At 73.5% G+C, this 26,264-nt stretch carries 20 protein-coding genes; 10 read left to right on the top strand and 10 right to left on the bottom strand.

All coding sequences use genetic code 11. The annotated features are described in order from the left end of the window. The first annotated feature begins 2 nt into the window (after positions 1-2). From EI169_RS07150 to EI169_RS07140, 3 genes are read left to right on the top strand one after another with little or no spacing between them, the layout of a single operon-like run. Positions 3-332, top strand: coding sequence for a lycopene cyclase domain-containing protein (locus tag EI169_RS07150; protein WP_125131719.1), 330 nt, complete (start codon positions 3-5; stop codon positions 330-332). Beyond that, the gene (locus tag EI169_RS07145) at positions 329-637 is read left to right on the top strand and encodes a lycopene cyclase domain-containing protein (RefSeq protein ID WP_125131718.1); all 309 of its coding nucleotides are present in this window, start codon (positions 329-331) and stop codon (positions 635-637) included. Before EI169_RS07150 ends, EI169_RS07145 begins: the two co-directional genes overlap by 4 nt. Then, positions 634-1,524, top strand: a complete 891-nt coding sequence (locus EI169_RS07140; protein WP_125131717.1) for a prenyltransferase — start codon at positions 634-636, stop codon at positions 1,522-1,524. Before EI169_RS07145 ends, EI169_RS07140 begins: the two co-directional genes overlap by 4 nt. Before the next feature lie 29 nt (positions 1,525-1,553). On the opposite strand, the gene EI169_RS07135 is transcribed toward EI169_RS07140, so the two are convergent. Next, the gene (locus tag EI169_RS07135) at positions 1,554-4,481 is read right to left on the bottom strand and encodes a UPF0182 family protein (protein WP_125131716.1); all 2,928 of its coding nucleotides are present in this window, start codon (positions 4,479-4,481) and stop codon (positions 1,554-1,556) included. A gap of 49 nt (positions 4,482-4,530) precedes the next feature. Continuing rightward, positions 4,531-5,655 carry a S16 family serine protease gene (locus tag EI169_RS07130; RefSeq protein WP_125131715.1) on the bottom strand — a complete coding sequence of 375 codons (1,125 nt, stop codon included), beginning with the start codon at positions 5,653-5,655 and terminating at the stop codon, positions 4,531-4,533. A 132-nt stretch (positions 5,656-5,787) separates the two neighbouring features. Between EI169_RS07130 and EI169_RS07125 the strand changes: the two genes are divergently transcribed. Next, positions 5,788-7,194, top strand: coding sequence for a zinc-dependent metalloprotease (locus EI169_RS07125; RefSeq protein ID WP_205783895.1), 1,407 nt, complete (start codon positions 5,788-5,790; stop codon positions 7,192-7,194). A gap of 761 nt (positions 7,195-7,955) precedes the next feature. Here EI169_RS07125 and EI169_RS07120 read toward each other — a convergent pair. Continuing rightward, positions 7,956-9,704 (bottom strand): ATP-dependent helicase, encoded by a 1,749-nt coding sequence (locus EI169_RS07120; RefSeq protein ID WP_125131714.1) that lies wholly within the window; start codon positions 9,702-9,704, stop codon positions 7,956-7,958. Next, positions 9,701-10,600, bottom strand: a complete 900-nt coding sequence (gene nudC / locus EI169_RS07115; protein ID WP_125131713.1) for an NAD(+) diphosphatase — start codon at positions 10,598-10,600, stop codon at positions 9,701-9,703. Before nudC ends, EI169_RS07120 begins: the two co-directional genes overlap by 4 nt. A gap of 124 nt (positions 10,601-10,724) precedes the next feature. Here nudC and EI169_RS07110 point away from each other — a divergent pair, with 124 nt between their 5' ends. Beyond that, a complete protein-coding gene (locus EI169_RS07110; protein WP_240640700.1) occupies positions 10,725-12,023 on the top strand; it encodes a phosphotransferase in 1,299 nt (432 codons plus the stop codon). Here EI169_RS07110 and EI169_RS07105 read toward each other — a convergent pair. Further along, positions 12,007-15,300 (bottom strand): ATP-dependent DNA helicase, encoded by a 3,294-nt coding sequence (locus EI169_RS07105; protein WP_125131711.1) that lies wholly within the window; start codon positions 15,298-15,300, stop codon positions 12,007-12,009. The two genes, EI169_RS07110 and EI169_RS07105, sit on opposite strands and share 17 nt — an antisense overlap. After that, positions 15,297-18,416: an ATP-dependent DNA helicase gene (locus EI169_RS07100; protein ID WP_125131710.1), complete on the bottom strand. Its 3,120-nt coding sequence runs from the start codon at positions 18,414-18,416 to the stop codon at positions 15,297-15,299. The genes EI169_RS07105 and EI169_RS07100 overlap by 4 nt, the downstream gene beginning before the upstream one ends. Positions 18,417-18,546: 130 nt before the next feature. Here EI169_RS07100 and EI169_RS07095 point away from each other — a divergent pair, with 130 nt between their 5' ends. Beyond that, positions 18,547-18,771 carry a DUF3107 domain-containing protein gene (locus EI169_RS07095; RefSeq protein ID WP_125131709.1) on the top strand — a complete coding sequence of 75 codons (225 nt, stop codon included), beginning with the start codon at positions 18,547-18,549 and terminating at the stop codon, positions 18,769-18,771. Positions 18,772-18,790: 19 nt separating this feature from the next. Then, positions 18,791-19,081: a hypothetical protein gene (locus EI169_RS07090; RefSeq protein WP_125131708.1), complete on the top strand. Its 291-nt coding sequence runs from the start codon at positions 18,791-18,793 to the stop codon at positions 19,079-19,081. A gap of 21 nt (positions 19,082-19,102) precedes the next feature. Here the strand turns inward: EI169_RS07090 and EI169_RS07085 are convergent, their stop codons facing one another. After that, the gene (locus EI169_RS07085; RefSeq protein ID WP_205783894.1) at positions 19,103-19,819 is read right to left on the bottom strand and encodes a ferritin-like fold-containing protein; all 717 of its coding nucleotides are present in this window, start codon (positions 19,817-19,819) and stop codon (positions 19,103-19,105) included. Positions 19,820-19,970: 151 nt separating this feature from the next. Between EI169_RS07085 and EI169_RS07080 the strand changes: the two genes are divergently transcribed. Then, complete coding sequence (locus tag EI169_RS07080) at positions 19,971-21,413, top strand: DEAD/DEAH box helicase (protein WP_125131707.1); 1,443 nt, start codon at positions 19,971-19,973, stop codon at positions 21,411-21,413. A gap of 12 nt (positions 21,414-21,425) precedes the next feature. Here EI169_RS07080 and EI169_RS07075 read toward each other — a convergent pair whose 3' ends face one another. Then, positions 21,426-22,289 carry a PHP domain-containing protein gene (locus tag EI169_RS07075; protein ID WP_125131706.1) on the bottom strand — a complete coding sequence of 288 codons (864 nt, stop codon included), beginning with the start codon at positions 22,287-22,289 and terminating at the stop codon, positions 21,426-21,428. 69 nt (positions 22,290-22,358) lie between these two features. On the opposite strand from EI169_RS07075, the gene EI169_RS07070 reads away from it, so the two are divergent. Beyond that, positions 22,359-23,390, top strand: coding sequence for an endonuclease/exonuclease/phosphatase family protein (locus EI169_RS07070; protein WP_125131705.1), 1,032 nt, complete (start codon positions 22,359-22,361; stop codon positions 23,388-23,390). 32 nt (positions 23,391-23,422) lie between these two features. Beyond that, complete coding sequence (locus EI169_RS07065; RefSeq protein ID WP_125131704.1) at positions 23,423-24,871, top strand: aminopeptidase P family protein; 1,449 nt, start codon at positions 23,423-23,425, stop codon at positions 24,869-24,871. A 3-nt stretch (positions 24,872-24,874) separates the two neighbouring features. Here EI169_RS07065 and EI169_RS07060 read toward each other — a convergent pair whose 3' ends face one another. Further along, entirely contained in the window at positions 24,875-25,549 is a 675-nt protein-coding gene (locus EI169_RS07060) for an alpha/beta family hydrolase (RefSeq protein ID WP_125131703.1), read from the bottom strand. After that, positions 25,546-26,250: a general stress protein gene (locus tag EI169_RS07055; protein ID WP_125131702.1), complete on the bottom strand. Its 705-nt coding sequence runs from the start codon at positions 26,248-26,250 to the stop codon at positions 25,546-25,548. The genes EI169_RS07060 and EI169_RS07055 overlap by 4 nt, the downstream gene beginning before the upstream one ends. Between the last annotated feature and the right edge of the window lie 14 nt (positions 26,251-26,264).

The raw sequence follows: 26,264 nt of genomic DNA, 5'->3' as shown, positions 1-26,264 counted from the left end.
CGGTGCCGGGACTGTACCTCGCCGCCCTCGTGCTGTCGTTCGCGGGCGTGGCGGCGATCGACTTCCGGTGGCGTCTGGCCGTGAGGCGCGCGCCGGGAGCGACGATCGCCGCCGTGGCGATCGGCACCGCGTTCTTCCTGCTCTGGGATGCCGCGGGCATCATCACGGGCGTCTTCGTGAAGGGCGGCAGCACGCTCCTGGTGGGCGTCGACCTCGCGCCGCACCTGCCCCTCGAGGAGCCGGTCTTCCTCGCCTTCCTGAGCTACCTGGCTCTCGTCGTGTGGTCGGCTGCGGTGCGCACGCGCGCGCGCCGCGCGGAGCGCGCGTCGTGACCTACCCGCTCCTGATCCTGCCCTTCCTCGCGGTCACCGCCGTGGTCGTGGCGCTCTCGGCTCGCCGCCCCGCCTTCGGGCGGCGCATGCTCGCTTCGACGATCGCCGCGGTGGCGCTGCTGGCCCTGACGGCGGTCTTCGACAACGTCATGATCGGACTCGACCTGTTCACCTACCCGCCGCAGCATCTGTCCGGCCTGCGCATCGGGCTCGCGCCGCTCGAGGACTTCTCCTACCCGCTGTGCGCGGCCTACGGCGTGCCGGCCGTGTTCTGCTTGCTCCGAGGCGAGGAGTCGCCGGCATGAACGACAGCGCGCTGTCCGCCCGCTCGGTCGCGAAGGAGCTCTTCGTCTCGTCGCGTCCCGTGAGCTGGATCAACACGGCCTACCCGTTCGCCGCCGCGTACCTGCTCTCCACGCGGCACATCGACGCCGCCTTCGTGATCGGCGTGCTCTTCTTCCTCGTCCCGTACAACCTCGCGATGTACGGCATCAACGACGTCTTCGACTACGAGTCGGACCTCCGCAACCCGCGCAAGGGCGGCACGCACGGCGCGGTCCTCGATCGGCGGATGCACCGCATCACGCTGTGGGCGGCGGGGATCTCGTGCGCGCCCTTCGTCGTGGCGCTCGTGATCCTGGGCACGCCGTGGTCGTGGCTGGTGCTCGCGGCGAGCCTTTTCTTCGTGGTGTTCTACTCCGCGCCCCCGCTGCGGCTGAAGGAGCGCCCGTTCGCCGACTCCGTCACCAGCAGCATTCACTTCTTCTCCCCCGCCGTGTATGGGTTCGTGCTCGCCGGAGCGACGTGGACGTGGCAGCTGCTCGTGATCGTCGTCGCGTTCGCCCTGTGGGGCGTCGCCTCGCACGCGTTCGGCGCGGTGCAGGACGTCGTCGCCGACCGCGCCGCCGGCATCTCCTCGATTGCGACGGCGCGGGGCGCGCGCTGGACCGTGCGCTTCGCGCTCGCGTGCTACGCGCTCGCGGGCGTCGCGATGCTCGCAACGGCGTGGCCGGGACAGCTCGCGGCGCTGCTGGTCGTGCCCTACCTCGTCGTGGTGTGGCCGTACCGGTCGGTGACCGACGAGACGGCCGAGCGCGCGACAGCCGGCTGGGATCGCTTCCTGTGGGTGAATCAGATCGCCGGGTTCGGCGCGACGCTGCTGCTCATCTGGTGGTGGTTGCTCACCGCGTGAGCAGTCAGCGCCGCGCCGACCGGGGGCCCTCAGCCCTGCTGACCCTCCAGCTCGAGCAGCCGCTGCACGGCGTCCGTGAGGCGCTTGTCGGCCTCACCGAAGGCTGCGAAGTCGCCGCTCTGCAGCGCCGACTGACGATCCTGCAGCGCCTGCCGCGCCTGCTCCAGGGCGGCCTGGTAGTCGCTCGATCCCTCGGAGGGCGAAGGCGAGGGGGAGGGCGTCGGCGTCGAGCCCCCGGTGTCGGTGCCGCCGGTGTCGGGCGGCGTCTCCTGATCGGTGGGCACGACGCCGGTGTCACCGGTGGTGGCGCCCGAATCGCCGCCGAACAGCACGTCGAGAGCCTCGTTGAGGGTGTCCTCGAACGCGATCTTGTCACCGAAGGCCACGAGCACGCGGCGCAGCTGCGGCAGCTGGGTGCCCTGCGAGGCCTGGACGAAGACCGGCTGCACGTAGAGGAGCCCACCGCCGACCGGAAGCGTCAGCAGGTTGCCGTTCAGCACCTGCGACTGCCCCTGCTGCAGGATGTTGATCTGACTCGACACGTTGGTGTCGGAGTTGAACGTGTTCTGCACCTGGCCGGGGCCGGGAACCGTGTCCGCGGAGTCGATCACGAGCATCCGCAGCTTGCCGTAGTCGGGACTCTTCACCCCCGCCTGGTCGCCCGCGTTCGAATCGACGGCCAGATAACCCGTCAGCACGTTGCGGCTGTTGCCCTGGGACGACGGGATGAACGTCGTGAACATCGAGTACGTCGGACTGTCCTGACCCGGCATCTGCATCGTCAGGTAGTACGGCGGCTGCAGCCGTTCGGGATCCTGCGGATCGTCGGGCGTCGCCCACGCGTTGTCGCGCTGGATGAACGAGCGCGCGTCGTCGACGTGATAGATGCCGAGCATCGACCGCTGCACCTTGAAGAGGTCGGTCGGGTAGCGCACGTGGCTCATGAGCCCGGCCGACATCTCGGAGTAGGGCTTGAGGCTCGACGGGTAGATCTTCTGCCACGCCTGCAGGATCGGGTCGGTGTCGTCCCACGCGTACAGCGTCACGCTGCCGTCGTACGCATCGACGGTCGCCTTGACCGAGTTGCGGATGTAGTTGATCTCGTCCAGCGCGTAGCGCGGAGCCTGGTTGTTCGAGTCGGCGATGGCCTGCTGCAGGCTCACGCGGCTCGAGTACGGGTAGTTCGCGCTCGTGGTGTAGCCGTCGATGACCCACTTGATGCGCCCGTCGACCACGGTCGGATACGGGTCGCTGTCGAGCGTCAGGTAGGGCGCGACCTTCTCGACGCGCGTCTTGGGGTTCCGGTCGTAGAGGATCTGCGACTTCTCGTTGACCGAGTCGGAGAAGAGGATCTGCTCGGACTGGAACTTCAGCGCGTAGATGAGGCGGTTGAAGACGTTCCCGACGCTCGGACCGCCGTTGCCGGTGAAGGTCGTCCGGGTGTCGCTGCCGCCGTCGCTGCCGATCGGATAGTCCAGCTCGATCGGCTCGCGATCCTCGGGGGCGCCCACGATCGAGTAGTCCGGCGAGCTCTCGCCGAAGTAGACGCGCGGCTCGAAGTCCTGGTCCGACAGGAAGCCGGTGGCGGGGATGCCCTGCTCGAGGAAGACGGGGTCGCCGTCGCTCGTGCGCTCGTTTCCGGCCGCGGCCACGAGGCCGTAGCCATGCGTGTAGACGAGCGTCGTGTTCTGCCACGTCGCCGCATCCGAGAGCTGCCCCATGTTGAGCTCGCGGACGCCGACGATCGTGTCCTGCGACTGTCCGTTGATCTCGTACCGGTCGACGTCCATGTTGTCGGGGAACTGGTAGTACGCGCGGTACTGCTCCAGCTGGCGCACGGTCGGGCCGATGATCGCCGGGTCCATGATGCGGATCTGCGCGGTCGTGCCGGCGTCGGCGCGCAGCTGGCCGGGCTCGGCGTCGGTCGTGGCCGAGAAGTTCTCCTTCTCGAGGCCGTCGATGCCGTACGCCGTCTTGGTGCCGTCGATGTTGCGCTGGTAGTACTCGCTCTCCAGCTGCAGCGTGTTCGGGCGCACCTGGAACGTGTTGACAACCCACGGGTAGCCGACGCCCACGACGAGCGAGGAGACCACGAGGAGCGCGGTCGCGATGAGGGGATAGCGCCAGCGGCCGATGACGGCGGTGACGAAGAAGAGGATCGCGACGAGCACGGCGATGATCGAGAGGATCGTCTGCCCGGGGATGACGGCGTTGACGCCCGTGTAGCCAGGACCGGTGATCCGCTCGCCGTCCTCGACGAGCGTGCGATAGCGGTCGAGGAACAGGCTCGCGCCCTGCACGAGCACGTAGAGCCCGGCGAGCACCGCGAGCTGGATGCGCGCGGAATTCGAGATGCGCAGCTCCCGCTGGCCGACGCGCACCGAGCCGTACAGGTAAGAAACGACGGCCGTCAGCAGCAGGCTCACGAGCAGGACGGCGGAGGTGAATCCGAGCACCGACGCGTAGAACGGCATCGCGAACAGGTAGAAGCCGGTGTCCATGCCGAACTGCGGGTCGGTCTGCGAGGTCTGCACGCCGTTGAACCACAGCCATGTGGTCTCCCACTGGGCGGATGCGGCGAACCCGGCGAAGAAGCCGAAGAAGATCGGGATGCCCCACATCGCGAGGCGGCGCAGCGGCTCGACGACCTCCTGGTACCGGTCCAGCTGCGAGCTCAGCCGCGCGTAGACCGGGCGCAGGCGGTAGGCGAGCTGGATGACACCCCACACCGGCACGGCCATCGCGAGGAAGCCGATGACGAACATGACGACACGCGCGAGCCACTGCGTCGTCAGCACCTCGGTGAAGCCGAGCTGCGCGTACCAGAGCCAGTCGGCGTACAGGTTCGCGAAGACGAAGAACGCCACGACGAGCGCGGCGATGATGGCGAGCGTGATCGCGATGATGCGTCGGGAGCGGTTCGGTGCGGCCGACTGGGGCGCAGACGTCGTGGTCACCCATCCATCCTAGGCAGGACGATCTGAGGGAATGCCGTGGGGGCGCCCGTCACGACCCGCACGTCGGCAGCGCCGCGAGGTCGCCGCCGTCGCGGATCTCCTCGAGCGCCGTGAGGCTGTCCTGGAGCGTGGCCACCGAGAAGACCTGCAGCCCGTCGGGGATGTGCCCGACCACCTCGTCGCAATTGGACGCGGGGGCCAGGAAGTACTCGGCGCCGGCGTCCTTCGCCCCGTACAGCTTCTGGCGGATGCCGCCGATCGGCCCGACGTCGCCGGCCGCATCGATCGTGCCGGTGCCGGCGATGGTGTGGTCGCCGGTGAGCTCCCCCGGCGTCAGGACGTCGATGATGCCGAGCGCGAACATCATGCCGGCGCTCGGACCGCCGACGTTGTCGAGCTGGATGGTCACATCCACGGGGAAGTCGTAGTCGGCCATGAGGTACACGCCGACGAGCCACTGCTGCGCACCTTGCGCGTCGGTCGCCTCCCGCGGCGTCACCGAGACGTCCTGCGTGCGGCCGTCGCGCTCGATCGTGAAGCCGACGGGCTTCCCCTCCGAGGCGGCGACGGCGTCGCGCACGTCGTCGGCGCTGCGCACCGGCGCCCCGTCGACGGCGTCGATGATGTCATCCTCCTCGAGCAGCCCTGCGGCGGCCGACCCGTCGGTCAGGCCGTGGATGCGGATCCGCGACGTCACGTCGTAGCCGAGCTCGGTGAGCGCGGCGGCCTTCGCCTCCTGCTGCGAGTCGACCATGAGCTGCGCGTTCTCGTCGTTGCGCTGCTCGGTCGTCTGGCCCGGGGGGAACACGCGCTCGAGCGGCAGCACGGCGCGCGTCGGGTCGAACCAGGCCTGCGCGAGCTCGAACCACGACGGCCGGCGCTCGGGATTGCCGACGACCTGCACGGTCAGCAGGTCGAGCGCCCCCTCCGGCGGATAGGTCTGCGCGTCGGCGACGGAGATGAGCGGAACGTCCTGCCCGTCGGCGTTGCGCACGGTGCCCAGGGTGTTGAACACGGGACCGGGCTGCTGGATGACGTACGCGGTCGGCAGGAAGGTCATCACGAGGAGCGCGACCAGGGCCACGGCCAGCGCGGCCAGGCCCACGCGCGTGCCCCGCCCCACGCGCCGCCGCGGCGCGGGCACGACCGTCACGTTCTCGTCGAACAGCGTCACGGGAAGACCTCTCTCTGGTCGCCTGGTCGTTCGCGACCGGCGTAAGGAACGAGGAGCCCTGCCGGGAGGTGCGAGGAAAGCGTGCGACTAGCGTAGATCGCACGCCCCGGGCGGGGCTGAAAGGCGGCTGAAGTGGCGGACGAGGACCGGAGTCCCGAAGAGGAGCTCCACGAGCTGCTGCGTCGGATGATGTCGGGCGAGGGGGGCCAGATCGACCCGGAGCAGCTGTCGCGGCTGTCGGGTCTGCCGATCGACCCGGCGACGCTGCAGACGATGATGCGGCACCTGCAGGGCGCCTTCGCGAACGGCGACGACGGCATCGCGTGGGACGTAGCCCAGCGCCAGGCGCTGCACCTGGCCAATCAGGGCGACCTGGGCGTGACGGCGGGCCAGCGCGCCGACCTGGATCAGGCGCTGACGCTCGCGACCCTGTGGCTCGGCGAGGCGACGGCGATCTCCGAGCTCGCCCGCGCGCCGCGTGCGATCACCCGCGGCCAATGGGTCGAGGCGACGATGCCGGTGTGGCAGGAGCTGGCTGAGCCGGTCGCCACGAGCATCGCCGACGCCCTCACCTCGGCGCTCAGCGCCCAGGCTCCCGAGGAGATGCAGGAGCTCGTCTCCGGCGCCGGCCGCATCATGCGCACCGTCGGCGGCTCCCTCTTCGCCGCCCAGCTCGGCCAGGTCGTGGGCCGCCTGTCGACGGAGGTCGTCAGCGGCGGCGACGTCGGCATCCCCGTCATGCCCGACGGCGACGCCGCCATCCTGCCGCAGAACTTCGCGGACTTCGGCCGCGACCTCGAGATCCCCGAAGACCAGCTCGCGCTGTACCTGAGCACGCGCGAGCTCGCCCACGCGCGGCTGTTCCGCCACGCGCGGTGGCTGCGCCTGCACGTGATCTCCCAGGTGCGGGAGTTCGCCGCGGGGATCCGCGTCGACACCGACGCCCTCGAAGACCTGGCGACGCGCTTCGATCCCTCGGAGCCCGACGAGCTGCGTCGGGCCCTGGAGAGCGGCGCGCTGCTGCCCTCACGCTCCGAGGAGCAGGAGGCGGCGCTCGCGCGGCTGGAGAACCTGCTCGCCACGATCGAGGGGTGGGTCGACGTCGTGACCGCCGACGCCGCATCGCGCCTGCCGTCGGCGGAGCGGATCGCGGAGGCGGTGCGGCGACGCCGCGCGGTGGGCGGCCCCGCCGAGCAGGCCCTCGGTTCGCTCGTCGGCCTGGAGCTGCGTCCTCGCCGGATGCGCGAGGCCGCGGCGATGTGGCGCGCGGTGACGGATGCCGTCGGCGTCGAGGCGCGCGACGCCCTGTGGGACTACCCCGACCTCATGCCGACGGCCGCCGACATCGACGATCCCGCGAGCCTCGTCGCCCGGCTGACGGCGCAGGCGCGCGGTGAAGCGCCCGAGCCGGACGAGATGGACGACGCGCTCGCGCGGCTGCTCGCCGAGGAGGCGGACGCCCCCGGCGACGCGGCTCCCGACGAGAACGCGGCCGGTGAGGACGGGCCGGAAGGACCGGAAGGGCCGCGCGCGGTCTGAGCCATCGTCCCCAGGACGGCGGATGCCCCTCCCGCGCCCACGACCTGTGGACAGCGGCGCGGGGCGGGCGGGGCGCCGCGGCAGGATCGGGCGCATGCTGCGCCTGGACCCCGCTCACCCGCCGCTCTGGCGCGACGCCGACACACTGCAGTTCGGTCTCGACGACCGCGCGCGTCTGGACGACCCGCAGCCGTGGGAGCTCGCTCTCCTCGCCGAACTCGCGGACGGGGTGACCCCCGCGACGCTGAGCGCCCTCGCCACCGAGCGCTCGGTGTCGGCGGCGCAGCTCGACGCGCTGCTCGCGGAGATCCAGCCCGTGCTCGTGCGCGAGGCATCCGCCGTGCGGGTCGTCGTGCTCGCCGGCCGTGGCGTGCCCGCGGCGGCCGTCGAGCTCGTGGTGGGAGCCCTCGAGCGGGGCGGCGCCGTGACGCGGACGCCCCCGTGGCCGGATGCGGTCGACCTGCCGGCGATCGCCCGTGACGAGACGGCCGTGGTGCTCGCGTCGCATCTCGTCGAGCCGCGCGCCGTCTCGGCGCTCATGGCGGGCGACATCCCGCACGTGCCGATCGCCTTCGACGCGGGCGGCGCCGTGGTCGGGCCGGTGGTCCGGCCCGGTGAGACGGCGTGCCTCGCGTGCGCCGCCGCGTGGGCGCGCGAGGCCGACGGGGCATGGCCCGTGCTCGCCAGTCAGCTCGTCGGGCGTCCGTGCTCCGTCGACCCCGATGTCGCGACGGCGGCGGCGCGGACGGCCGTGCAGCTGATCACCGGACCGGACGGGGCCGCGGGCCGGTCGGTGACCCTGCGGGCGGACGAACCGCACCGGCGCTGGCGGAGGCACGCTCCTCACGAAGAGTGCGCGTGCCGATCTCTTGCAGGAACCGTGACGGAGATCTCGGCGTCCGGCCGCTCCCCCGCGCCCAGCTCAGCGAGAGGGTTCGCCCGGCCCGCGTGATGCCGACGTAGGCCAGGCGGCGCTCCTCGTCGACGGCCTCGAAGGTGCTCGCGTACGAGATCGGGAGGAAGCCCTCGCTCACCCCGATGAGGTGCACGTGGTCCCATTCGAGCCCCTTCGCCGCGTGCAGCGTCGCGAGCGTCACCGTGCGTGTCGACGGCGCGTGCTGGTCCTTGGCACGCGCGAGGAGACCGTCCGTGAACCCGCGCAGCGCGGTGTCGTCGGGGGCCTCCTCGGCCAGCCGCAGCAGTGCCGCGCGCGCCTCCCATGCGTCGCGCAGCGCTCCCCCGGCCGGCGGCGGCTCGTCGGTGAGGCCCACCGAGCGGAGCACGTCGCGGACCGTCGTGAGGAAGTCCGTCTCCAGCGGAGCCACCGTCGCAGCCCGCAGCGCGAGCAGGGCCTGGCGCACCTCGGGCATGTCGAAGAAGCGCCGTCCGCCCAGCACGCTCGCGGCCACTCCGACCGCCGCGAGTGCGGCCAGGACCGGCGCGGACTGCGCGTGCGAACGGTACAGCACGGCGATGCTCGCCGGGTCGACGCCCCCGGCTACGGCGTCGGCGATCGACCGGGCCACGGCTCGCGCCTCGGCCTCGTCATCCTCGAAGGCGCGTACGACCGGCATCGGAGCGGGCGCCGTGCGGGCGGGCGCGAGCTCGAGCGCGCCGGGCCGGCCCCGCATGAGGGCGTTGGCGACATCCAGCACCGGCCCTACCGAGCGGTAGTTCCGCTCGAGGCGGAACACCTGGGCGTCTTCGTGGCGTCGAGGGAAGTCGAGGAGGTACGCCGCGTCCGCCCCGGCGAAGGAGTAGATCGTCTGACTCGCATCGCCCACGACGCACAGGTCTCTGCGGTCGCCGAGCCACAGCTCCAGGAGGCGGTGCTGCAGCGGTGAGACGTCCTGGAACTCGTCGACGGTGAAGTGCCGGTACTGCTCCCGCACCTCCTGCGTCACGCGCGGCTCCGCCTCGAGCATCCCGGCGCACGCGAGCAGCACGTCCTCGAAGTCCATCTGCCGGCGCTCGTCCTTGAGCTTCTCGTAGGCGTGCTGCAGTGCCACGACCTGGTCGATGTCGAGGCGTCCGATGGCCTGCGGGCGATCCTGGGCGTACCGGTCGACGCTGCGCATCGTGATCTTGCGCCACTCGATCGCGCTCGCCACGTCGCGCAGGGTCGCGGTGTCGGGCGAGAGCGACACGGTGTCGGCGGCGTGGGCCAGCAGCCGCACCTTGTTGTCGACGATGGCCGGCGCGTTGTCGCCCGTGAGGGTGGGCCAGAAGTAGTTGAGCTGCGCCAGCGCGGTCGCGTGGAAGGTGCGCGCGGCGACGCCGTCGACCCCGAGCGCGCGCAGCCGGCCGCGCATCTCCCCCGCCGCCTTGGCTGTGAAGGTCACCGCCATGACGCGACCGGGCGAGTACGCGCCGGTGTCGACGCCGTGCGCGATGCGGTGGGTGATGACGCGCGTCTTGCCGGTGCCGGCGCCGGCGAGCACGCACACGGGCCCCCGCAGCGCGGACGCCGCCGCCCGCTGCTGCTCGTCGAGGCCGTCGAGCGCGCTCACGCGCCCTCGGCCCACGCGCGGATCAGGCGCGAGGCGATCGAGACGGGACCGGGCAGCTGCAGGTCGCTGCGCCCGGCGAGGCCGTCGAGGATCTCCGCCCGCGTGAACCACCGCACGTCGGCGATCTCGTCGCCGTCGGCGCGCGCCGTGTCGGCGGCGCGGGCGACGGCGGTGAACCCGAGCATGAGCGAGCGCGGGTACGGCCATCCCTGCGACGCGACATAGCGGAGATCGCTGACGTCGACGCCGGCCTCCTCGCGCACCTCCCGCACGACGGCGTCCTCGAGCGACTCCCCCGCCTCGGCGAACCCCGCGAAGCACGAGTACCGGTTCGCCCCCCACAGCGCGTTGGAGCCGAGCAGGAGCGCGTCGGGGTCATCCTCGCGCGTGACGGCGACGATCACGGCGGGGTCGGTGCGGGGGAAGTGCTCGCGCCCGCAGTGCGGGCAGTGCCGCGCCCAGCCGGACTGCTGCTCGATCGTGCGCGTGCCGCACGCGGGGCAGAAGGGCGCGTCCACGAGCCACCGGCCGAGCGCCACCGCCGTCACCACCGCAGCGGTATCCGCCGCGGGCAGCAAAGTGCCCACCGCGCGCAGCCCGGCCCAGCCGTCCGGCGCGAGGAGCGGGTCGGGGTGGTCGGCCGCGAACGCAGCCAGCAGCAGTGCGCCGCCGTCGGGACGGCGCCCGAGGAACGCGCGCACGCCACCCGTCGGAACGGCGGCGGGCACGACCGCCATCAGGCCGCCGTCGACGAGCGGCACCTGGTCGCCGCGCACGACGAGCACGCGCGTGTCCGGGGCGTCCTCCAGCCGCGCGAGCAGGTCCTCCTCGGTCCGCTCGGCAGCCGCGCGGTCGACGGGCCCTAGGCGCGGGTCGGAGTCGGCGGAGAGTGTCATCGAGAACCTCTCTCACAGGCGTGGCGCGGGGGGCGGGGCGGCGCGCCCGGCCTACCCTGGGCGCATGGCACGCTCTCCCTTCACTCTAGCCGCGTCCGCGACGGCGGCTCTGCCGCGCACGGGAGTGGTCGGGGCGGCCGGACTGACCGAGAACGGCGCCGGCCGGTTCGACGCAGCGGTGCTGCGCCTGGAGGACGGCCGCGAGGCCGTCGTGCGGATGCCTGCGGACGAGGACGCCGCGGCCGACCTCGCCGCGGAGTCGCGGGCGCTCGTGGCGCTCACGCCGGGTGTGCGCGCGCTGCTGCCGTTCCGCGCCCCCGAGGTCATCGGCGAGGCGGGATCGGGCACGGCGCGCACCCTCGTGGTCGACCGTCTCCCGGGATACCGCGTCGAGCCTCAGCATGTGCCCCGGGGACGGGGTGTCGCGACCGCGTTGGGCGCGGCGATCGCCGCCGTGCACGCTCTGCCGCCCTCGGTCGTGCGCACCGACGGACTGCCCGTGCGCACGCCCGCGCAGGTGCGCGACGACGTCGAGCGACTACTGGATCGCGTGGACGCGACCCGGCAGGCGCCGGACGCGCTCGTGGAGCGCTGGCGCCGCGCGTGGGAGTCCGACGATCTGTGGCGCTTCGAGTCCGCCGTGGTCCTCGGCGGGGCCAGCTCATCGGCGTTCCTCCTCGAGGACTCCGGCGACGACGTGCGCGTCGTCGGAGTGCTCGAATGGGCGGGGCTCAGCGTCGGCGACCCCGCGATCGACCTGCGCTGGCTCGCGTCGGCGCCGGACGCAGCCGACGACGTCTTCGCGGGTTACACCGCGGGCGCCACGCGGGCGCCGGATGCGCTCGTGCGCGAGCGGGCGCGCCTGTACGCCGAGCTCGAATTCGCCCGCTGGCTCGTGCACGGCGTGGAGCGCGGCGACGACGCCGTGGTCGCCGACGCGACCGCCCTGCTCACGGCCCTCGCCGACGGCGTGCGCGGCGACCGGCTCGTGCCCGACGTGTCCGTCGACGTCGACACGGCGATGGCGTTCGCCGAGGGCATGTCCGCGCCGGCCGACGACAGTGCCGGGGCGACGTCGATGCAGACCGACACGTACGACCCCGCTCAGCTGTCGCTGTTCCTCGCCGACGAGCGCGAGCGGGCGGAGGGTGCGGACGCCGCGCCGGACTTCGGGCTGTCGGATCTCCGCCGGCCGGAGGAGGGCGAGACCGCGCCGATCGATCTCGCCGGCTGGTCTGCGGCCGCGCACGACGGTCCGGAGCGCGACGACGACGGCCCGGGCGCCCCCGCGCTCACCTCCCCGGAGGACACGGGAGACGAGCTGGACGACCGCGACGTGCACGACGAAGCCGAGCGCGCCTCGCGCGCAGCGCTGCGCTGGTGGGGCGGCGACGCCGATCCGCGCGTCAGTTCCGGAGGATGAGGTCGTCCGCGACGTAGTACAGCGCGACGTCGATCGCCGAGCGCGGCACGCCGTGCCGCTGCGCGTAGGCCTCGCGGTACAGCTCGAGCTGCAGCATGCGTTCGCGCCGCTCCGCCTCCGTGCGCGGCGGGCGGCCCGTCTTCCAGTCGACGATCTCGATGCGCTCACCGCGACGGTAGACCGCGTCGAGCTTGCAGATGACGATGTGAGGCCGGCCGTCGATGTCCGTCGTGACGTAGTCGATCTCGGTCTCGACCTCGAGCGGCTGCAGGTCGGCCCACTCCGACCGCTCGAACCGCTCCTGCAGGCGACGGAGGTCGTCGACGTCGGCCGGTGAGCCGTCGACCGCCTCGTCGTCATTCCACAGGGCGTCGTCCCACAGCGCGTCATCGAGCCCGGGCGCGGCCCCGACGATCCCGGAGCGGCGCTCCACCCACGCGTGGAAGAGGGTGCCCAGCCGGGTCTGCCGGTACGGCCGCTCGGGCATCGGGCGGTCGAGCTCGGCGACGGCCCGACGGTAGTCGGCGACGAACTCCTTGACCCGGGAGGCCGGCAGGCGCACGGGGGCGACGCGCTCGCGCGGGCGAGCGCGCGCCGCACGCTCGGCGAGGAGCAGCGCGGCGTCCGCCGACGGTTCGGGAAGCGGCTCCTCGCGCGCTCGGGCGACCGCGTCGGCGGCTGCGGTGACGGCGACCCGTCGCGCGCCGAGCGGGTCGAGCGGCCAGTGCAGCACGCGCCGACGGCCGGCGAGCGGATCCTCTCCCGGATCCGCGACGGGGAGGTCGAGCGCGAGCGCGTCGGCCATCTCGCGCAGGAAGACGCTCTGCTCGCGAGGCCGCTTCGTCCCCGCCCAGCTCGATCCGGACAGCAGCAGATGATCGCGCGCGCGGGTGACGGCGACGTAGGCGAGCCGGCGATCCTCGTCGCGCTGACGGCGACGGTTGGCGTCGACATACGCCTCCATCGCGGCCTTGAGCTCCTGCTGGGTCTGCGCCCCGCGCCACGCGAGGTCGGGCAGCCACGGGGCGTCGCCGCGGAACTCCGCCGGCAGCTGCCCGAAGCCCAGCCAGCCCGCGGTGTCCCGCGCGAGCGTCGGCAACTCGTCGGTGACGAGGCGCACGACCGCCACCGCGTCCCACTCGAGACCCTTCGAACCGTGGATCGTGAGGAGCTGGACGACGTCGTCCTCGGGCGGCTCGGTGCGCGGCGCGAACTCATCGAGGCGCTCGGCGTGGTCGAGCCATGCGACGAGGCTCGCAAGCGAACCCGAGTCGTCGGCGGCGAGGAAGCCGGAGATCTCGTCGACGAACGCGCGCAGCTGCGCCGACGCGATGCGGGCCGGGCCGCGCGCCTCGTTCGCGGCGAGCTCGACGTCCAGCCGCAGCTCCGCCTCGATGAGCCGGATGAGCTCGGGGATCGGTGCGCCGGCGGCGCGGCGGAGTCCCGCGAACACCGCGCCCGCCTCGCGCAGGCGTTCTCGTGCGGCGGGCGTGAAGCCGGCGAGCCACGTGTGCCCGTCGGGCTGTCGCGCGACGAAGTCGAGCGCGTCGACGAGCGACGCACGGTCGGCCCCCGGGATGCTGCGGAGCCGCTCGGCGACCTCCGGGCCGAGCGGGCGCAGCGCCGCGTCGTGCGTCGCGAGACGGCGGGCGAGGAGTGCGAGTGCGCGCAGGTCGGCGAGCCCGATCGCCCAGCGCGGCCCCGCGAGCAGCCGCAGCAGCGCCGAGCCCGCGTCGGGGTCGCTGAGCACCCGGAGGACGGCGACGACGTCCACGACCTCGGGGGTGGACAGCAGGCCGCCGAGCCCCAGGATGCGATGCGGGATGCCGCGAGCCGACAGGGCATCGCCGAAACGCACCATGTGCTTCTTGCTGCGGAACAGCACGGCCCCGGTCGTGGGCCGCCCGTCGGCGGCCCGCGCCGCGCGCACCCCCGCGAACCACGCCGCGACGCGGTCGGCCTCGTCCTCGAGGCTCGCCTCGAACACCGCCTCGACCTCTCCCGCGGGGGCGCCGGGACGTGGGCGCAGGCCGTCGACGCGCACCGCCGCACCGGCCGCGAGGGGCGCGAGCACCGCGTTCGCCGCATCCAGGACCCGCGAGCTGTTGCGCCAGCTCGTCAGCAGGGCGAAGCGCGCGCACTCGCCATCCGGCGCGAACGCCGCCGGGAAGCCGGCGAGGTTGCCCGCGCTCGCCCCGCGCCACGCGTAGATCGCCTGGTGCGGGTCGCCGACGGCCATGACGCCGGTGCCGGCGAACAGGATCGCGAGCAGGTCGGTCTGCACGACGGACGTGTCCTGGTACTCGTCGAGGAGCACGACGCGATAGCGGTCGCGGATCTCCGCCCCCACGGCGGGATGATCACGCACGATGCGCAGCGCGCCGGCGACCTGATCGGCGAAGTCGATGACGCCGCGCCGCTGCTTCTCGCGCGCGTAGTCGCGGGCGAGGTCGGCCAGGAGCGACAGCGCCGACACGCGCCGCTCGGCGTCGAGGACGTCCTTGTACACGACCGTCCCCTTGCGCGTGGAGGGAAGGTCGAGGACGCGGGAGAACGCGGCCGGGAAGGCGGCGAGGGCGTCGAGGTCGACCAGGTTGTCGACCGCGTCGCGGGCGACGCGCAGGGCTGCGTCGATGATCGTGCGGGGGGCCTCGTTCCGTCCCTCGAGCCGCGGGTCGTCGGAGGCGAACACGACGCGACGCATGAGCAGCCACGCCGCCGACTCCGACAGCACCGCCGACTCGCCGTCCTGCCCGATGCGCACGCCGTGCTCGCGCACGATGCCGTCGGCGAAGCTGTTGTACGTCGACACGGTCGGGCGGTGCAGCAGCTCGTCCGGGTCGACGAGCGCTGCAGCGGCCCCATGCCGCGCCGCGAGCGCGTCGAGGATCCCGGCGCGCTCCGCGTCGGCGCGAGCGCCCTCGCCCAGCCGCGCGAACACGTCGAGCTCGCCGGCCGCGTGCAGCTCCGGCAGCAGCGGCAGCAGCCCGCGCCGCTCGAACTCGGACAGACGCTGGAGGCGCCGCGCGATGCGCTCGGCGAGCTCGCCCGCGGCCTTGCGCGTGAACGTCAGTCCGAGCACCTCGTCACGGCGCACGAGTCCGTTGGCGACGAGCCACACCACGCGCCCGGCCATCGTCTCGGTCTTGCCGCTGCCCGCGCCGGCGACGACGAGTGCGGGCGCGAGCGGCGCCTCGATCACGGCGGTCTGCTCCGGCGTGGGGGCGAACTGGCCGAGCGCGGCCGCGATCGTCGCGGCCGGGACGGGACGGGTCACGACGCGCTCACCGCCGCGATCGTGTGGATGCGGCAGAGCCCGTACGAGTGGTCGTCGCGGCAGTGCTCCTCGTATGCGGCCTCGAAGGACGTGCCGCGCATGACCGAGACGGCCGCATCGACGCGCGCGAGGAACGCCGCGCGCCGCTCGTCGTCGAAGGGCTGCTGCGTGGGAGTGGCGTAGTCGGCCCGGGCCGCGGTCGGGCGCAGCACCAGCAGCTTCGCGCCCCCCGCCGGCAGCCCGGCGACCGACTCGATCGCGCCCGCCTCGTGGGCGAGCTGGTATGCGGCGAGCTGCGGATGATCGGCGACCTTCGCGTCGGTCTGCGGCTCGGCCTTGCCGGTCTTCAGGTCGACGATCACGACCGCGCCCTCGCGCGTGACCTCGACGCGGTCGATGTCGCCGCTGAGGACCGCGCCGTGGGCGCCGGGAGCGGAGACCGGCACCGGCACGTCGAAGTGGCGTTCGGCGCCCACGAGGCGTCCGCCGGCCTGCTCGAAGTGACGGAGGTACAGCGCGAGCCGTCGTACCAGGTCGCGCGCCCGCGCCCGCTCGGCGCGCTCGCGCCACGCGGCCTCGAACTCCAGCTCACCCCAGCGCTCCATGACGCGCGCCCACAGGGTCTCTTCGTCGGCACCGTCGCCGGTCTCCAGCGCCGCGTGCAGGACGGTGCCGATGCCTGCGGTGGTGCCTTGCCGGTCGCCGCCCAGATCGGCGATCACCCAGTCCAGCTGACACTCCTCGAGCGCGTGCAGGCGCGAGGGCGACACCCGGACGGGCTCGACGTCGAGATCGCGCAGCGGCGCGGTCGAGGTCGGGGCCAGCAGCCCGTACCACGACGCCGGGTCGGCCCCGGCGACGCCGGCCTGCGCAAGCACGGCCAGCTGCCCCGCCGCGTCCCGTCGCTGTGCGGCGGAGGACGCACGCGAGGTGAGCGTCCTCCGGTGCTCCGCCGCGAGCCCGCGCAGCGAGAGCGGATGCTCCGGCACCGCCGAGGGCGGCTGCGGCGACGGCAGCAGCTCGAACAGCACGCTCGGACCGGTGTCGTCGTCATCGACCGCCGTCACGACGAGCCGGTGCGCCGCTCGCGACACCGACCGAGCGAACAGGCGCAGCTCGTCGTGCATCGCCTGCCGACGGCGGTCGAGCACTCCCGCGACCGGCGCGTCCGGGTGCAGGACGGCGTCGGTGAGGCGCCATGTCTGGAGCAGGCCGCCGCGGATGCGCGTGTTGGGCCACACGCCGTCTTGCACGCCCGCCACGACGACGGTGTCGAACGCGCGCCCGGCGGCGCCGGCCGGCGTCAGCACCGCGACCGCGTCGGCGCGCCCGTCGTCGTCCAGCCGGTCCTCCGCGACATCGCTGTCGCGCACCGCGCGGATGAAGCTGGCCGCCGGCTCCCCCGGCTGGCGCTCGCCGAAGCGCTTGGCGGCTTGGAACAGCGCCACGAGCGCGTCGAGGTCGCGACCCGCCTGCGCGGCGAGCGGACCGGTTCCGGCGGCCGCCTCGCGCCACGGCCGCGCGAGGCCGCTGCGCTCCCACGCGGTCCACAGCAGCTCGTGCGCCGTGGCGCCCTGCTCCCAGCCGGTGCGCAGCATCGCGAGCGTCTCCGCGCTGCGGGCCGCGCGGCGGGCCTCCCGTGTGTCGAGCGCCTCGAATTCCAGCGGGTGCCGCATCGCCGAGACGAGCAGCTCGGCGGCGGGCCGCTCGCCGCCGTCGCCGATCTCGGCCGCGCGCAGCTGCATCCGCACGCGGCGCAGCTCCACCGGGTCGAGGCCCCCGAACAGTCCCGTCAGCGCATCGGCGAGGCGCTCGGGCGACCACTCGCCCGGATCCTGCGCGGCGAGGTCGACGAGATCGAGCAGGTCGCGCACCGGCCGCGGGTCCCCGAGAGCGCGGGCGGGCCCGCTCGCGCGGGCCGGCACGTCGCGCGCGACCAGCTCGCTCTCGAGGGCGACCACCTGGCGTGTGTCGTGCGCGATCACGGCGCACGAGCGCCACGGCACGCCGTCGCGCACGTGCCGCTCGCGCAGCAGCCGCGCGATGAGGTCGATCTCCTCCGCGGGCGAGCGCAGCACGAACGTGCGCACCTCTTCGCCCGTCCGCCCCTCCGGCGCGCGGCGATGGGCGACGACGCCGGCGGCGCCGATGCGCGAGGTCACCGTGCGGACGAGGTCGACGAGCGGACCGGATCCGCGGTGCACGTCGGCGAGGACGAGGACGGTCCCGAGCGTCGCGGCGAGCCGCGCGAAGTTCTCCGGCGTCGCGCCGCGGAATGCGCCGGATCCGACGTCCGGGTCGCCCCATGCGAGCACGGCGATGCCGCGCGCGCGACAGGCCTCCAGCAGGGCGACGCCGCCGGCGGTCAGCTCCTGCGCATCGTCGACCAGGATGACGCGCAGCGACGCGAAGCGTCCGAGCAGGGCGGGCTCCGCGGTGCGCAGGATCTGGGTGGCCTCGAGGACGAGCCCCGCCGCGTCGCGATGCGCGCCGCGCATGTCGGACCGCACCCGCGCGTAGTCGCGCGCGAACGAGGCCATCGCACGCCACGCGGGCACGTCGTGCCGGGCGGCGAGGGCGTCGAGCGCATCGGGGCCGATTCCGAGCGTCGTGCATTCGGCGAGGAAGGCGCGCACGTCGCTGCGGAAGCCTCGCGTCGCGCGGAGCGCCGCGGGCAGGTCGTCCGGCCAGCGCCGCATCCCCGCCGCCTCGTCTTCGACGTCGCCGGCGAGGAGGTCCTGCACGATCTGGTCCTCGTCGGCACCCGTCAGCAGCTGCGGCGGCTCCCCGCCGCGGTGCACCTCGGCGCCGCGCACGAGGTGGTACGCGAACGAGGCGACCGACCGCGCGAGGGGGCCGGCGGTGGCCGCGTCGATCGCCAGTCCGAGCGGATCGCGCAGGGCCGTGGCGGCCGAGCGCGAGGGGGTGAGCACGACGAGATCGTCGACGGCGAGGCCCGCGGCCACGAGGGCGCGCACGCGCGCGACGAGCGATGCGGTCTTGCCCGAGCCGGGTGCACCCGCCACGACGCCGGACGCGCCGATCGGCAGACCGGCGACGGCGCGCTGCGACGGATCGAGGTGCGCGTCCGCGACGAACACTCCCTCCGATGCCATGACCGACACGGTACCCGGCGCCGCCGACACCGTTCGCCCAGAGCGTGGCAATCACGGCCGGGCGCCGCGCGGGCGGCGGCTAGGCTCGGTGACGAGGCGCCGGGAGGACCCCGGCAGGAAGGCAGTACCCGTGGACATCCGCATCGGAATCGCCAACACCGGCCGCGAGCTCACCTTCGAGAGCTCCGAGTCCGCCGAGTCGGTGAAGAAGGCCGTCACCGACGCGCTGGACGCCGCCGCGAGCCATGTGACCTTCACCGATTCCAAGGGCAACTCCTACATCGTCCCCACCGCCGGGCTGGCCTTCGTCGAGGTCGGCACCGAGGAGTCCCGCCGCGTCGGCTTCGTCGCCTGATCCCGTCGGAGCGGACCTCGTGCAGATCCTCCTCGGCATCCTCTTCGGCACGGCGGTCGGCATCGCCGTGCACTTCGCCGTGCCCGCCCGCCCGACACGCGGCGTCGCGCTGCTGCCGCTGATCGGGGCGGCGGTGGGCGCGGTCGTGTGGACGGCGCTGACCTGGGCGGGCTGGGGTGCCGACAACCCGCTGCTGTGGCTGTCGGCCATCGTGCTCCCTGCGGTGGTCACCGTGCCCGTGGGCATCGCGCTGTCGAGCGTGCGTGCGCGCCGCGACGCCGCCGTGCAGGCGCGTCTGCGCACGCGCTGACGCAGCGCGGGGGACGCGGGGTCAGGCCGCCAGGCCCATCGCGTCCATCCGGCGCGAGTGCGCGCCCATGAGCTCGGTGAAGACGGGCTCCACGCGCGCCTCCTCCGCCTCGTCGAGGGCGCGCGTGCGCAGCGCCGATCGCGCGACGAGCAGCGTGTCGCCCACGAGGCGCCGTCCCCACAGCGCGAGCAGCGACGCCCACTCCGGGTCGCTCGCGATCGTCTCCTTCGTGATCTCGACGATCGCCTGCCGGTCGCTGTCGGCCTGCAGGATGCGCGCGACGCGTCGGCCCGTGTCGCCGTAGCTCGCCGACAGCGCGAGGTAGAAGTCGTCGAGCATGCCCGCGGTGATGTGCACCGAGAGCATCGTCTCCTGCGGGCGCACGCCGTGCGTCGCGCGCCGGAACGCATCGAGCTGCTCGCGGAAGGGCAGCATGAGGGCCGTGGGCTCCAGGTCCCGCTCGCGGATGAGCGCGACGAGCTCCTCGTGCTTGCGCAGGGCAGCGCCCGCGGCGCGCGAGAGCGACTCCTTCTGAGCCAGCTCGGGCGTGGAGGCGATCAGCTCGCTCAGCGTCTCGAAGAAGCCGAGCTGCAGATACGCGGCCTGACCGAGGTAGGTCTCGATGTCGGGCGCGAGCTCTTCGAAATCCACGCGGGTCGCGTCGCCGAGGTCTCCGCGCGAGCGCAGCTGCAGCGCTCGCCCTTCGGGCCGGCGACGCCGACGGAACCACTCGAACACGACCCCCAGCCTAGGGCGCGGCCGGCACCGGTGCGCGGCCCCGGTATCCTGGACATGCCCCGGCATCGGATCGGGGCCCCGCGCCTGTGGACAGTGGAAGGGCGTGGACCTTCGACCAAGGCGGCGATCGCCCGCCGGACAGGTGTACATCGTGACGACTTTCGCCGAGCTCGGCGTGGATCAGGACATCGTCGACGTGCTCGCGGCACGCGGCATCGTGGACGCGTTCCCCATCCAGGAGCAGACCATCCCGCTCGGCCTGCCGGGCCAGGACATCATCGGGCAGGCCAAGACCGGAACCGGCAAGACGTTCGGCTTCGGGATCCCGGTCGTCCAGCGTCTCGGCCAGAACCCCGAGCCGGGCGTGAAGGCGCTCATCGTCGTGCCCACGCGCGAGCTCGCGGTCCAGGTCTACGAGGACATGGACATGCTCACCTCCGGCCGCGCGACGAGCGTCGTGGCCATCTACGGCGGTAAGGCCTACGAGGGCCAGATCGACCAGCTGAAGGCCGGCGCGCAGATCGTCGTCGGCACCCCCGGGCGACTCATCGACCTGAACAATCAGCGCCTGCTCGACCTCTCGAACGCGACGGAGGTCGTGCTCGACGAGGCTGACAAGATGCTCGACCTCGGCTTCCTCGCCGACATCGAGAAGATCTTCACGAAGGTGCCGGCGATCCGCCACACGCAGCTGTTCTCCGCCACGATGCCGGGGCCGATCGTCGCGCTCGCTCGCCGCTTCATGTCGAACCCGATCCACATCCGCGCGAACGACCCCGACGAGGGCCTCACCCAGGCGAACATCCGGCACCTCGTGTACCGGGCCCACTCGCTCGACAAGGACGAGGTCATCGCGCGCATCCTCCAGGCCGAGGGCCGCGGCAAGACCGTCATCTTCACGCGCACCAAGCGCGCCGCGCAGAAGCTCGTCGACGAGCTGGGCGACCGCGGGTTCAACGCCGCCGCCGTGCACGGCGACATGAGCCAGGAGGCGCGCGAGCGCTCGATGGCCGCCTTCAAGGCGGGCAAGAAGGACGTGCTGATCGCGACCGACGTCGCCGCGCGCGGCATCGACGTCGACGACGTCACGCACGTCATCAACCACACCATCCCCGACGACGAGAAGACCTACCTGCACCGCGCTGGCCGCACCGGCCGAGCGGGCAAGACCGGCATCGCGGTGACGTTCGTCGATTGGGAGGACCTGCACAAGTGGGCCCTCATCAACCGCGCCCTCGAGTTCGGCCAGCCCGACCCCGTCGAGACCTACTCGTCGAGCCCGCACCTGTTCAGCGACCTCGACATCCCGGCCGGGACGAAGGGCCGGCTGGTGACCGCGCCGAAGGCCGAGCGTCCCGCCGCCGCGCCGGCGTCCGAGGGCACCGAGCCCGCGGGCGAGGCGTCCCGTCGCCGCCGGCGTCGCCGCACGGGCGCTGCCGAGGGCGCCGCATCCGCTCCGGAGCGCACCGGCGAGGGCGCCGGCACGCACGACGGCGGCGGCCGCGAGCACCACGACGGCAACGCCGCCCCGCGCCGCCGTCGTCGTCGGCGCAGCGGCTCGCGCACGGGCGGTGGCGCGCCGGCCGCCGGCTGAGCGCGGGACCCGTCAGGCGAAGACCGCGGAGCTGCCCGTCCCGCCGGCGAGGATGCGCGCGAGCATCGCGTCGGAGGTCGTGTTCTCCCCCGGCAGGTTGGGCTTCCCCAGCCCGTGGTAGTCGCTGGAACCCGTCACGATGAGGTCGCGCGTGCGGACGATCCGCTTGAGCGCGCGCACGCCCTCCGGCAGGTTCTCGCGGTGGGCGAGCTCGAAGCCGGCCAGGCCCGCGTCGAGCATCGCGTCCAGCAGGCCGTCGCCCGGCACCCCGGCGCGTCCGGCCGGATGGGCCATGATCGCGACGCCGCCTGCCCCCACGATCAGCTCGACGGCGGTCACCGGGTCGGGCGCGTACAGCGCGACGTAGTAGTCGTTCGCCGGGCTGAGGATGCCCGCGAACGCCTCGGCACGGTCGCGCACGACGCCCCGCGCGACGAGCGCGTCGGCGATGTGCGGGCGACCGACCGTCGCACCGTCGGACGTCTGGGCGACGATGTCCTCCCACGCCACGTCGTAGTCGCGGCCGATCCGGTCGGCCATCTCGCGCGCACGATCCAGACGCGACGAGCGGATGCGGTCGGTCATCGCGCGCAGCGCCGCGTCGTCGGGGTCGACGAGGTAAGCGAGCAGGTGGATGCTGCGCCAGCGGTGGCGCGACGACAGCTCCATCCCCGGCACGAAGGTCATTCCGAGCGAGGTCGCCGCATCGGCCGCCTCGGCCCAGCCCGAGGTCGTGTCGTGATCGGTGAGCGCCGCGGTGCGCAGGCCGTGACGGTGGGCCGCGGCCATCACGAGCGCGGGCGGCTCGGTGCCGTCGGACGCGGACGAGTGCAGGTGCAGGTCGCTCGGGCCGTGGAACCGGGGGCGCGTCTGCACCCTCCGAGGGTATCGCGGCGACGCCGGCGTCTTGCGTTGTCTCCCAGACTGCTCACCTAGAGTCGTCGCGTGCGTCGCTTCGTCGGTCTTCTCTTCGCCGCCGCGTTCGCACTCGCCGCCGTCGCGGTGACGTGGCCGCAGCTGCTGCACCTCGAGCGCACGTTCCCGTTCGCGCAGATCGTGTCCTTCCGCGGGCCGCTCGCACTCGTGTGCGCCGCGGTCGCCGCCCTCGCGCTGCTGCTCGCCCTCGCCCGGCCGCTTCGCGCGTTGGCCCTCACCATCGCGCTCGTCTCGATCGTCGCGGCCGTGGCCAACGGCGGCATGATCGTCGCGCGCGGGACGGGCAGCGGCACGCTTCCGGACAAGACCGAGGGCAGCATCCGCGTGATGACCTGGAACACCGCGGGTCAGGCCACGTCGGCCGACACGATCGCGAAGATGGCCGTCGCGATGCAGGCCGACATCGTGACGCTGCCCGAGACGACGATCGACACCGGCGAGGCGGTCGCGATCGCGATGCGCGACATGGGCCATCCGATGTGGGCGCACCACGCCGCATACGGGCAGTACGGCGTGGACGGCTGGGATGCGACCTCCACGACCGTGCTCATCTCCCCCGCCCTCGGCGACTACTCGGTCATCGAGTCGTCGCAGGACGGCTCGAGCAACACCTCGACGGTGCCGAGCGCCGTCGCGATGCCCGTCGACGGCGACGGCCCGATCGTCGTCGCGGCACACGCGGTGGCGCCGCGCCAGGAGTACATGGACCGCTGGCGCAGCGACCTGCAGTGGCTCGCCGACCAGTGCGCGAGCGCGAACGTCATCCTGGCGGGCGATTTCAACGCGACCCTCGACCACATGGCGGGGCTCGGATCCGAGGGCGGCACGCTCGGGCGGTGCCACGACGTCGCATCCGAGACCGGCAACGGCGGCGTCGGCACGTGGTCGACGTCGTTCCCGGCGCTGCTGGGCGCCCCGATCGACCACATCCTGGTCTCGCCGCACTGGCGGCCCGTCGCCTCGGCGGTGCTGAGCTCCCTCGACGGCTCCGGCAGCGACCATCGCCCGCTCATCGTGCAGCTGGAGCCCTCCGGCGGATGACGGCGCCCGCCCCCGGTGGAAGACTGGGGGTCATGGACACCACCGGCGAGAACGACGCGGTCACCACCGCCCCCGAGCCCTCCACGACCACCCCGGAGACCACCGCGGCGGCCGGCACGACGGTCACGAATCGCCGCCAGCCCTTCCCCCGCGGGTTCCTCGACACGATCTCGCAGGGCTGGGCCGAGCGGCCCGAGTCGGTGCCGCCACGGCGCGAGGCGGCGGCGTGGGCCAAGCGCCGGCGCGACGCGGTGTCGGCGGCGTTCCCGGGCGACCGGCTCGTCCTTCCCGCCGGTGCCCTGCGGCAGCGCAGCAACGACACCGACTATCCGTTCCGCGCGCACTCGGCGTTCGCGCACCTCACCGGATGGGGCGCCGACGCCGAGCCCGACGCGGTGCTCGTGTTCGACCCGCGCGAGGGCGGCCATGACGTGACGCTCTACTTCCGCGAGCGCGCGGGCCGCGAGACCGCGGAGTTCTACGCCGACCCCTCGATCGGCGAGTTCTGGATCGGCCCGCGCCCGGCGCTTGGCGGCGTGGCCGCCGATCTCGACCTCGCGACCGACCACCTCTCGGCCTTCGCTCCGGCGGACGGCGATCGCGTCCTCGACGACGACGCCGACCTCACGCGCTTCGTGTCGGAGCTGCGGCTCGTCAAGGACGACTGGGAGATCGGGCAGCTGCAGCTGGCCGTCGACGTCACGGCGCGCGGATTCGACGACATCGTCGCCGACCTGGCCCGCATCATCGCGCACCCGCGCGGCGAGCGCGTCGTCGAGGGCGTCTTCCACGCGCGCGCCCGCAGCGACGGCAACGCCGAGGGCTACGACACGATCGCCGCGTCGGGGCCGCACGCGTGCTACCTGCATTGGACGCGCAACGACGGCTCCGTCGTGCCGGGCGACCTGATCCTCATCGACGCGGGCGTCGAGGTCGACAGCCTCTACACCGCCGACATCACGCGCACCCTGCCGGTGAGTGGCCGGTTCACCGACATCCAGCGGCGCGTGTACGAGACGGTGCGCGAGGCCGCCGACGCGGCGTTCGCGGCCGCGCGCCCGGGGGTGCGCTTCCGCGCGGTGCACGAGGCCGCGATGGCGGTCATCGCGCAGCGCACCGCCGAGTGGGGACTGCTCCCCGTCACCGCTGAGGAGGCGCTCGACGCGGATCGGGGCGGGCAGCATCGCCGCTACATGGTGCACGGCACGAGCCACCACCTGGGTCTCGACGTGCACGACTGCGCGCAGGCGCGGCGCGACATGTACTACGACGGGCTGCTCGAGCCCGGCATGGTCTTCACGATCGAGCCCGGGCTGTACTTCCAGGTCGACGATCTGACCGTGCCGGAGGAGTACCGCGGCATCGGCGTGCGCATCGAGGACGACATCCTCATGACCACCGACGGACCGGTGAACCTCTCGGCCGGCATCCCTCGCACCGCCGACGACGTCGAGGCCTGGATCGCGCGCCACGCGCGCTGAGCCTCACGCGCGCGAGCGCAGGAACGCCGCCGCGGACGCAGCGAGCGCCTCGCCGACCTCGTCGGCGGGGCGCCGCCGCCCGGCGACATCGAACGAGTGATCGCCGCCCTCGACCCACTCGAGGACGGCGTCGGGGCACGACGCCACCGCATCCTCGAGCTGGACGTGCGGATCGACGAAGGGGTCGCGGGTTCCCGAGAGGAACAGCTGCGCCGCCGTGACGGCGGGCAGATGGGCGACGCGGGGCGCCTCGGGGCGGCCGGGCGGATGCAGCGGATAGCCGAGGTAGACGAGCCCAGCGGGGGCGATCGCGCCCTCCGCGGCCGCGACGGAGGCCATCCGGCCGCCGTAGGACTTGCCGCACGCCCACCGGCGGCCCGGGGTGTCCGCGGCGTCGAGGTGCGCCATGACGGCCGCCCACGCGGCGACGGCGTGGGCGGCGGGGCCGGGCATACGACGGCCCGCCGCGCGGTACGGGAGGTCGAACAGCGCCGTGCCGACGCCCGCCGCCCACATGCCGCGGGCGAACCCCGTCAGGAACGGGTGCGTGCGTCCGGCCCCCGCGCCGTGGGTCACCGCGATCGTCGCCCACGCGTCGGCGGGGAGGTCGAGGTCGAGCGGGATGGGCTGCGCACCGGCGGGCAGAGCGACCTCGACGACGTGCGCGACCGCGGTCATCCGTGCGCGCGCTCGCCGTATCGGGGTGGCTCTTCGACGTCGCCCGCGGTCTCCTCGGCGTCCGCGCGATCGGTCGGCGCCGCATCCGGGTCGGGGGCTGCGGCTGCCGGCGGCTGGGCGTCGCCGGTCGGCGGGGCCACGCGCTCGCCGTACTGCGGCGGCCGGTCGTCGGTGGGCGCCACCGGTCGCGGCGGCACGGGAGCCGCGGCGCCGGGCGCCCCCGCTGCGAACGCGGCGGAGCCGAGGGTCTGCCGCGCCTTGCCGATGCTCGTCGGCGCGACGCACACCTCGTAGTGATCGGCGGCCACCTGCATGACGGAGGCGAAGTCGCGGCGGCGACGGACGATCGAGTAGGTCACGAGGCTCAGGAGCATGCCGACTGCGACGCCCACGAGCAGCACGCCGAGGAATACCGAGATCTGCGCGGTGGGCATGCCCAGCACGAACACGAACGAGAAGAGCAGACCGAGCAGCAGGCCGTTGACCGCCCCCGATCGCGCCGCGGTCGCGTAGCCCAGACGCCCGGTCACGCGCTCGATCGAGCGCAGGCCCTGACCGACGATCGCGATGTCGCGCGCGGGCACCTCGGCGGCGATGAGCGCCGAGACGGCCTTCTGCGCGCTCTCGTACGTCGGATACGCCGCCACCGTCTCGCCGACGTTCTCGCGACCGGGAGGGACGCGACCACCGAGCATGCTCATCGCTCCATCTTGGC

Source organism: Microbacterium sp. 10M-3C3, from assembly GCF_003931875.1.
Classification (GTDB): domain Bacteria; phylum Actinomycetota; class Actinomycetes; order Actinomycetales; family Microbacteriaceae; genus Microbacterium.
This window is presented reverse-complemented; position numbering and strand designations above follow the sequence as displayed.

Bases quoted from the DNA above. Each gene is read 5' to 3' on its own strand.
- nudC (WP_125131713.1), bottom strand. From the start codon at position 10,600: ATGACACTCTCCGCCGACTCCGACCCGCGCCTAGGGCCCGTCGACCGC.
- EI169_RS07060 (WP_125131703.1), bottom strand. From the start codon at position 25,549: ATGACCGCGGTCGCGCACGTCGTCGAGGTCGCTCTGCCCGCCGGTGCG.
- EI169_RS07065 (WP_125131704.1), top strand. From the start codon at position 23,423: ATGGACACCACCGGCGAGAACGACGCGGTCACCACCGCCCCCGAGCCC.
- EI169_RS07140 (WP_125131717.1), top strand. From the start codon at position 634: ATGAACGACAGCGCGCTGTCCGCCCGCTCGGTCGCGAAGGAGCTCTTC.
- EI169_RS07055 (WP_125131702.1), bottom strand. From the start codon at position 26,250: ATGAGCATGCTCGGTGGTCGCGTCCCTCCCGGTCGCGAGAACGTCGGC.
- EI169_RS07100 (WP_125131710.1), bottom strand. From the start codon at position 18,416: ATGGCATCGGAGGGAGTGTTCGTCGCGGACGCGCACCTCGATCCGTCG.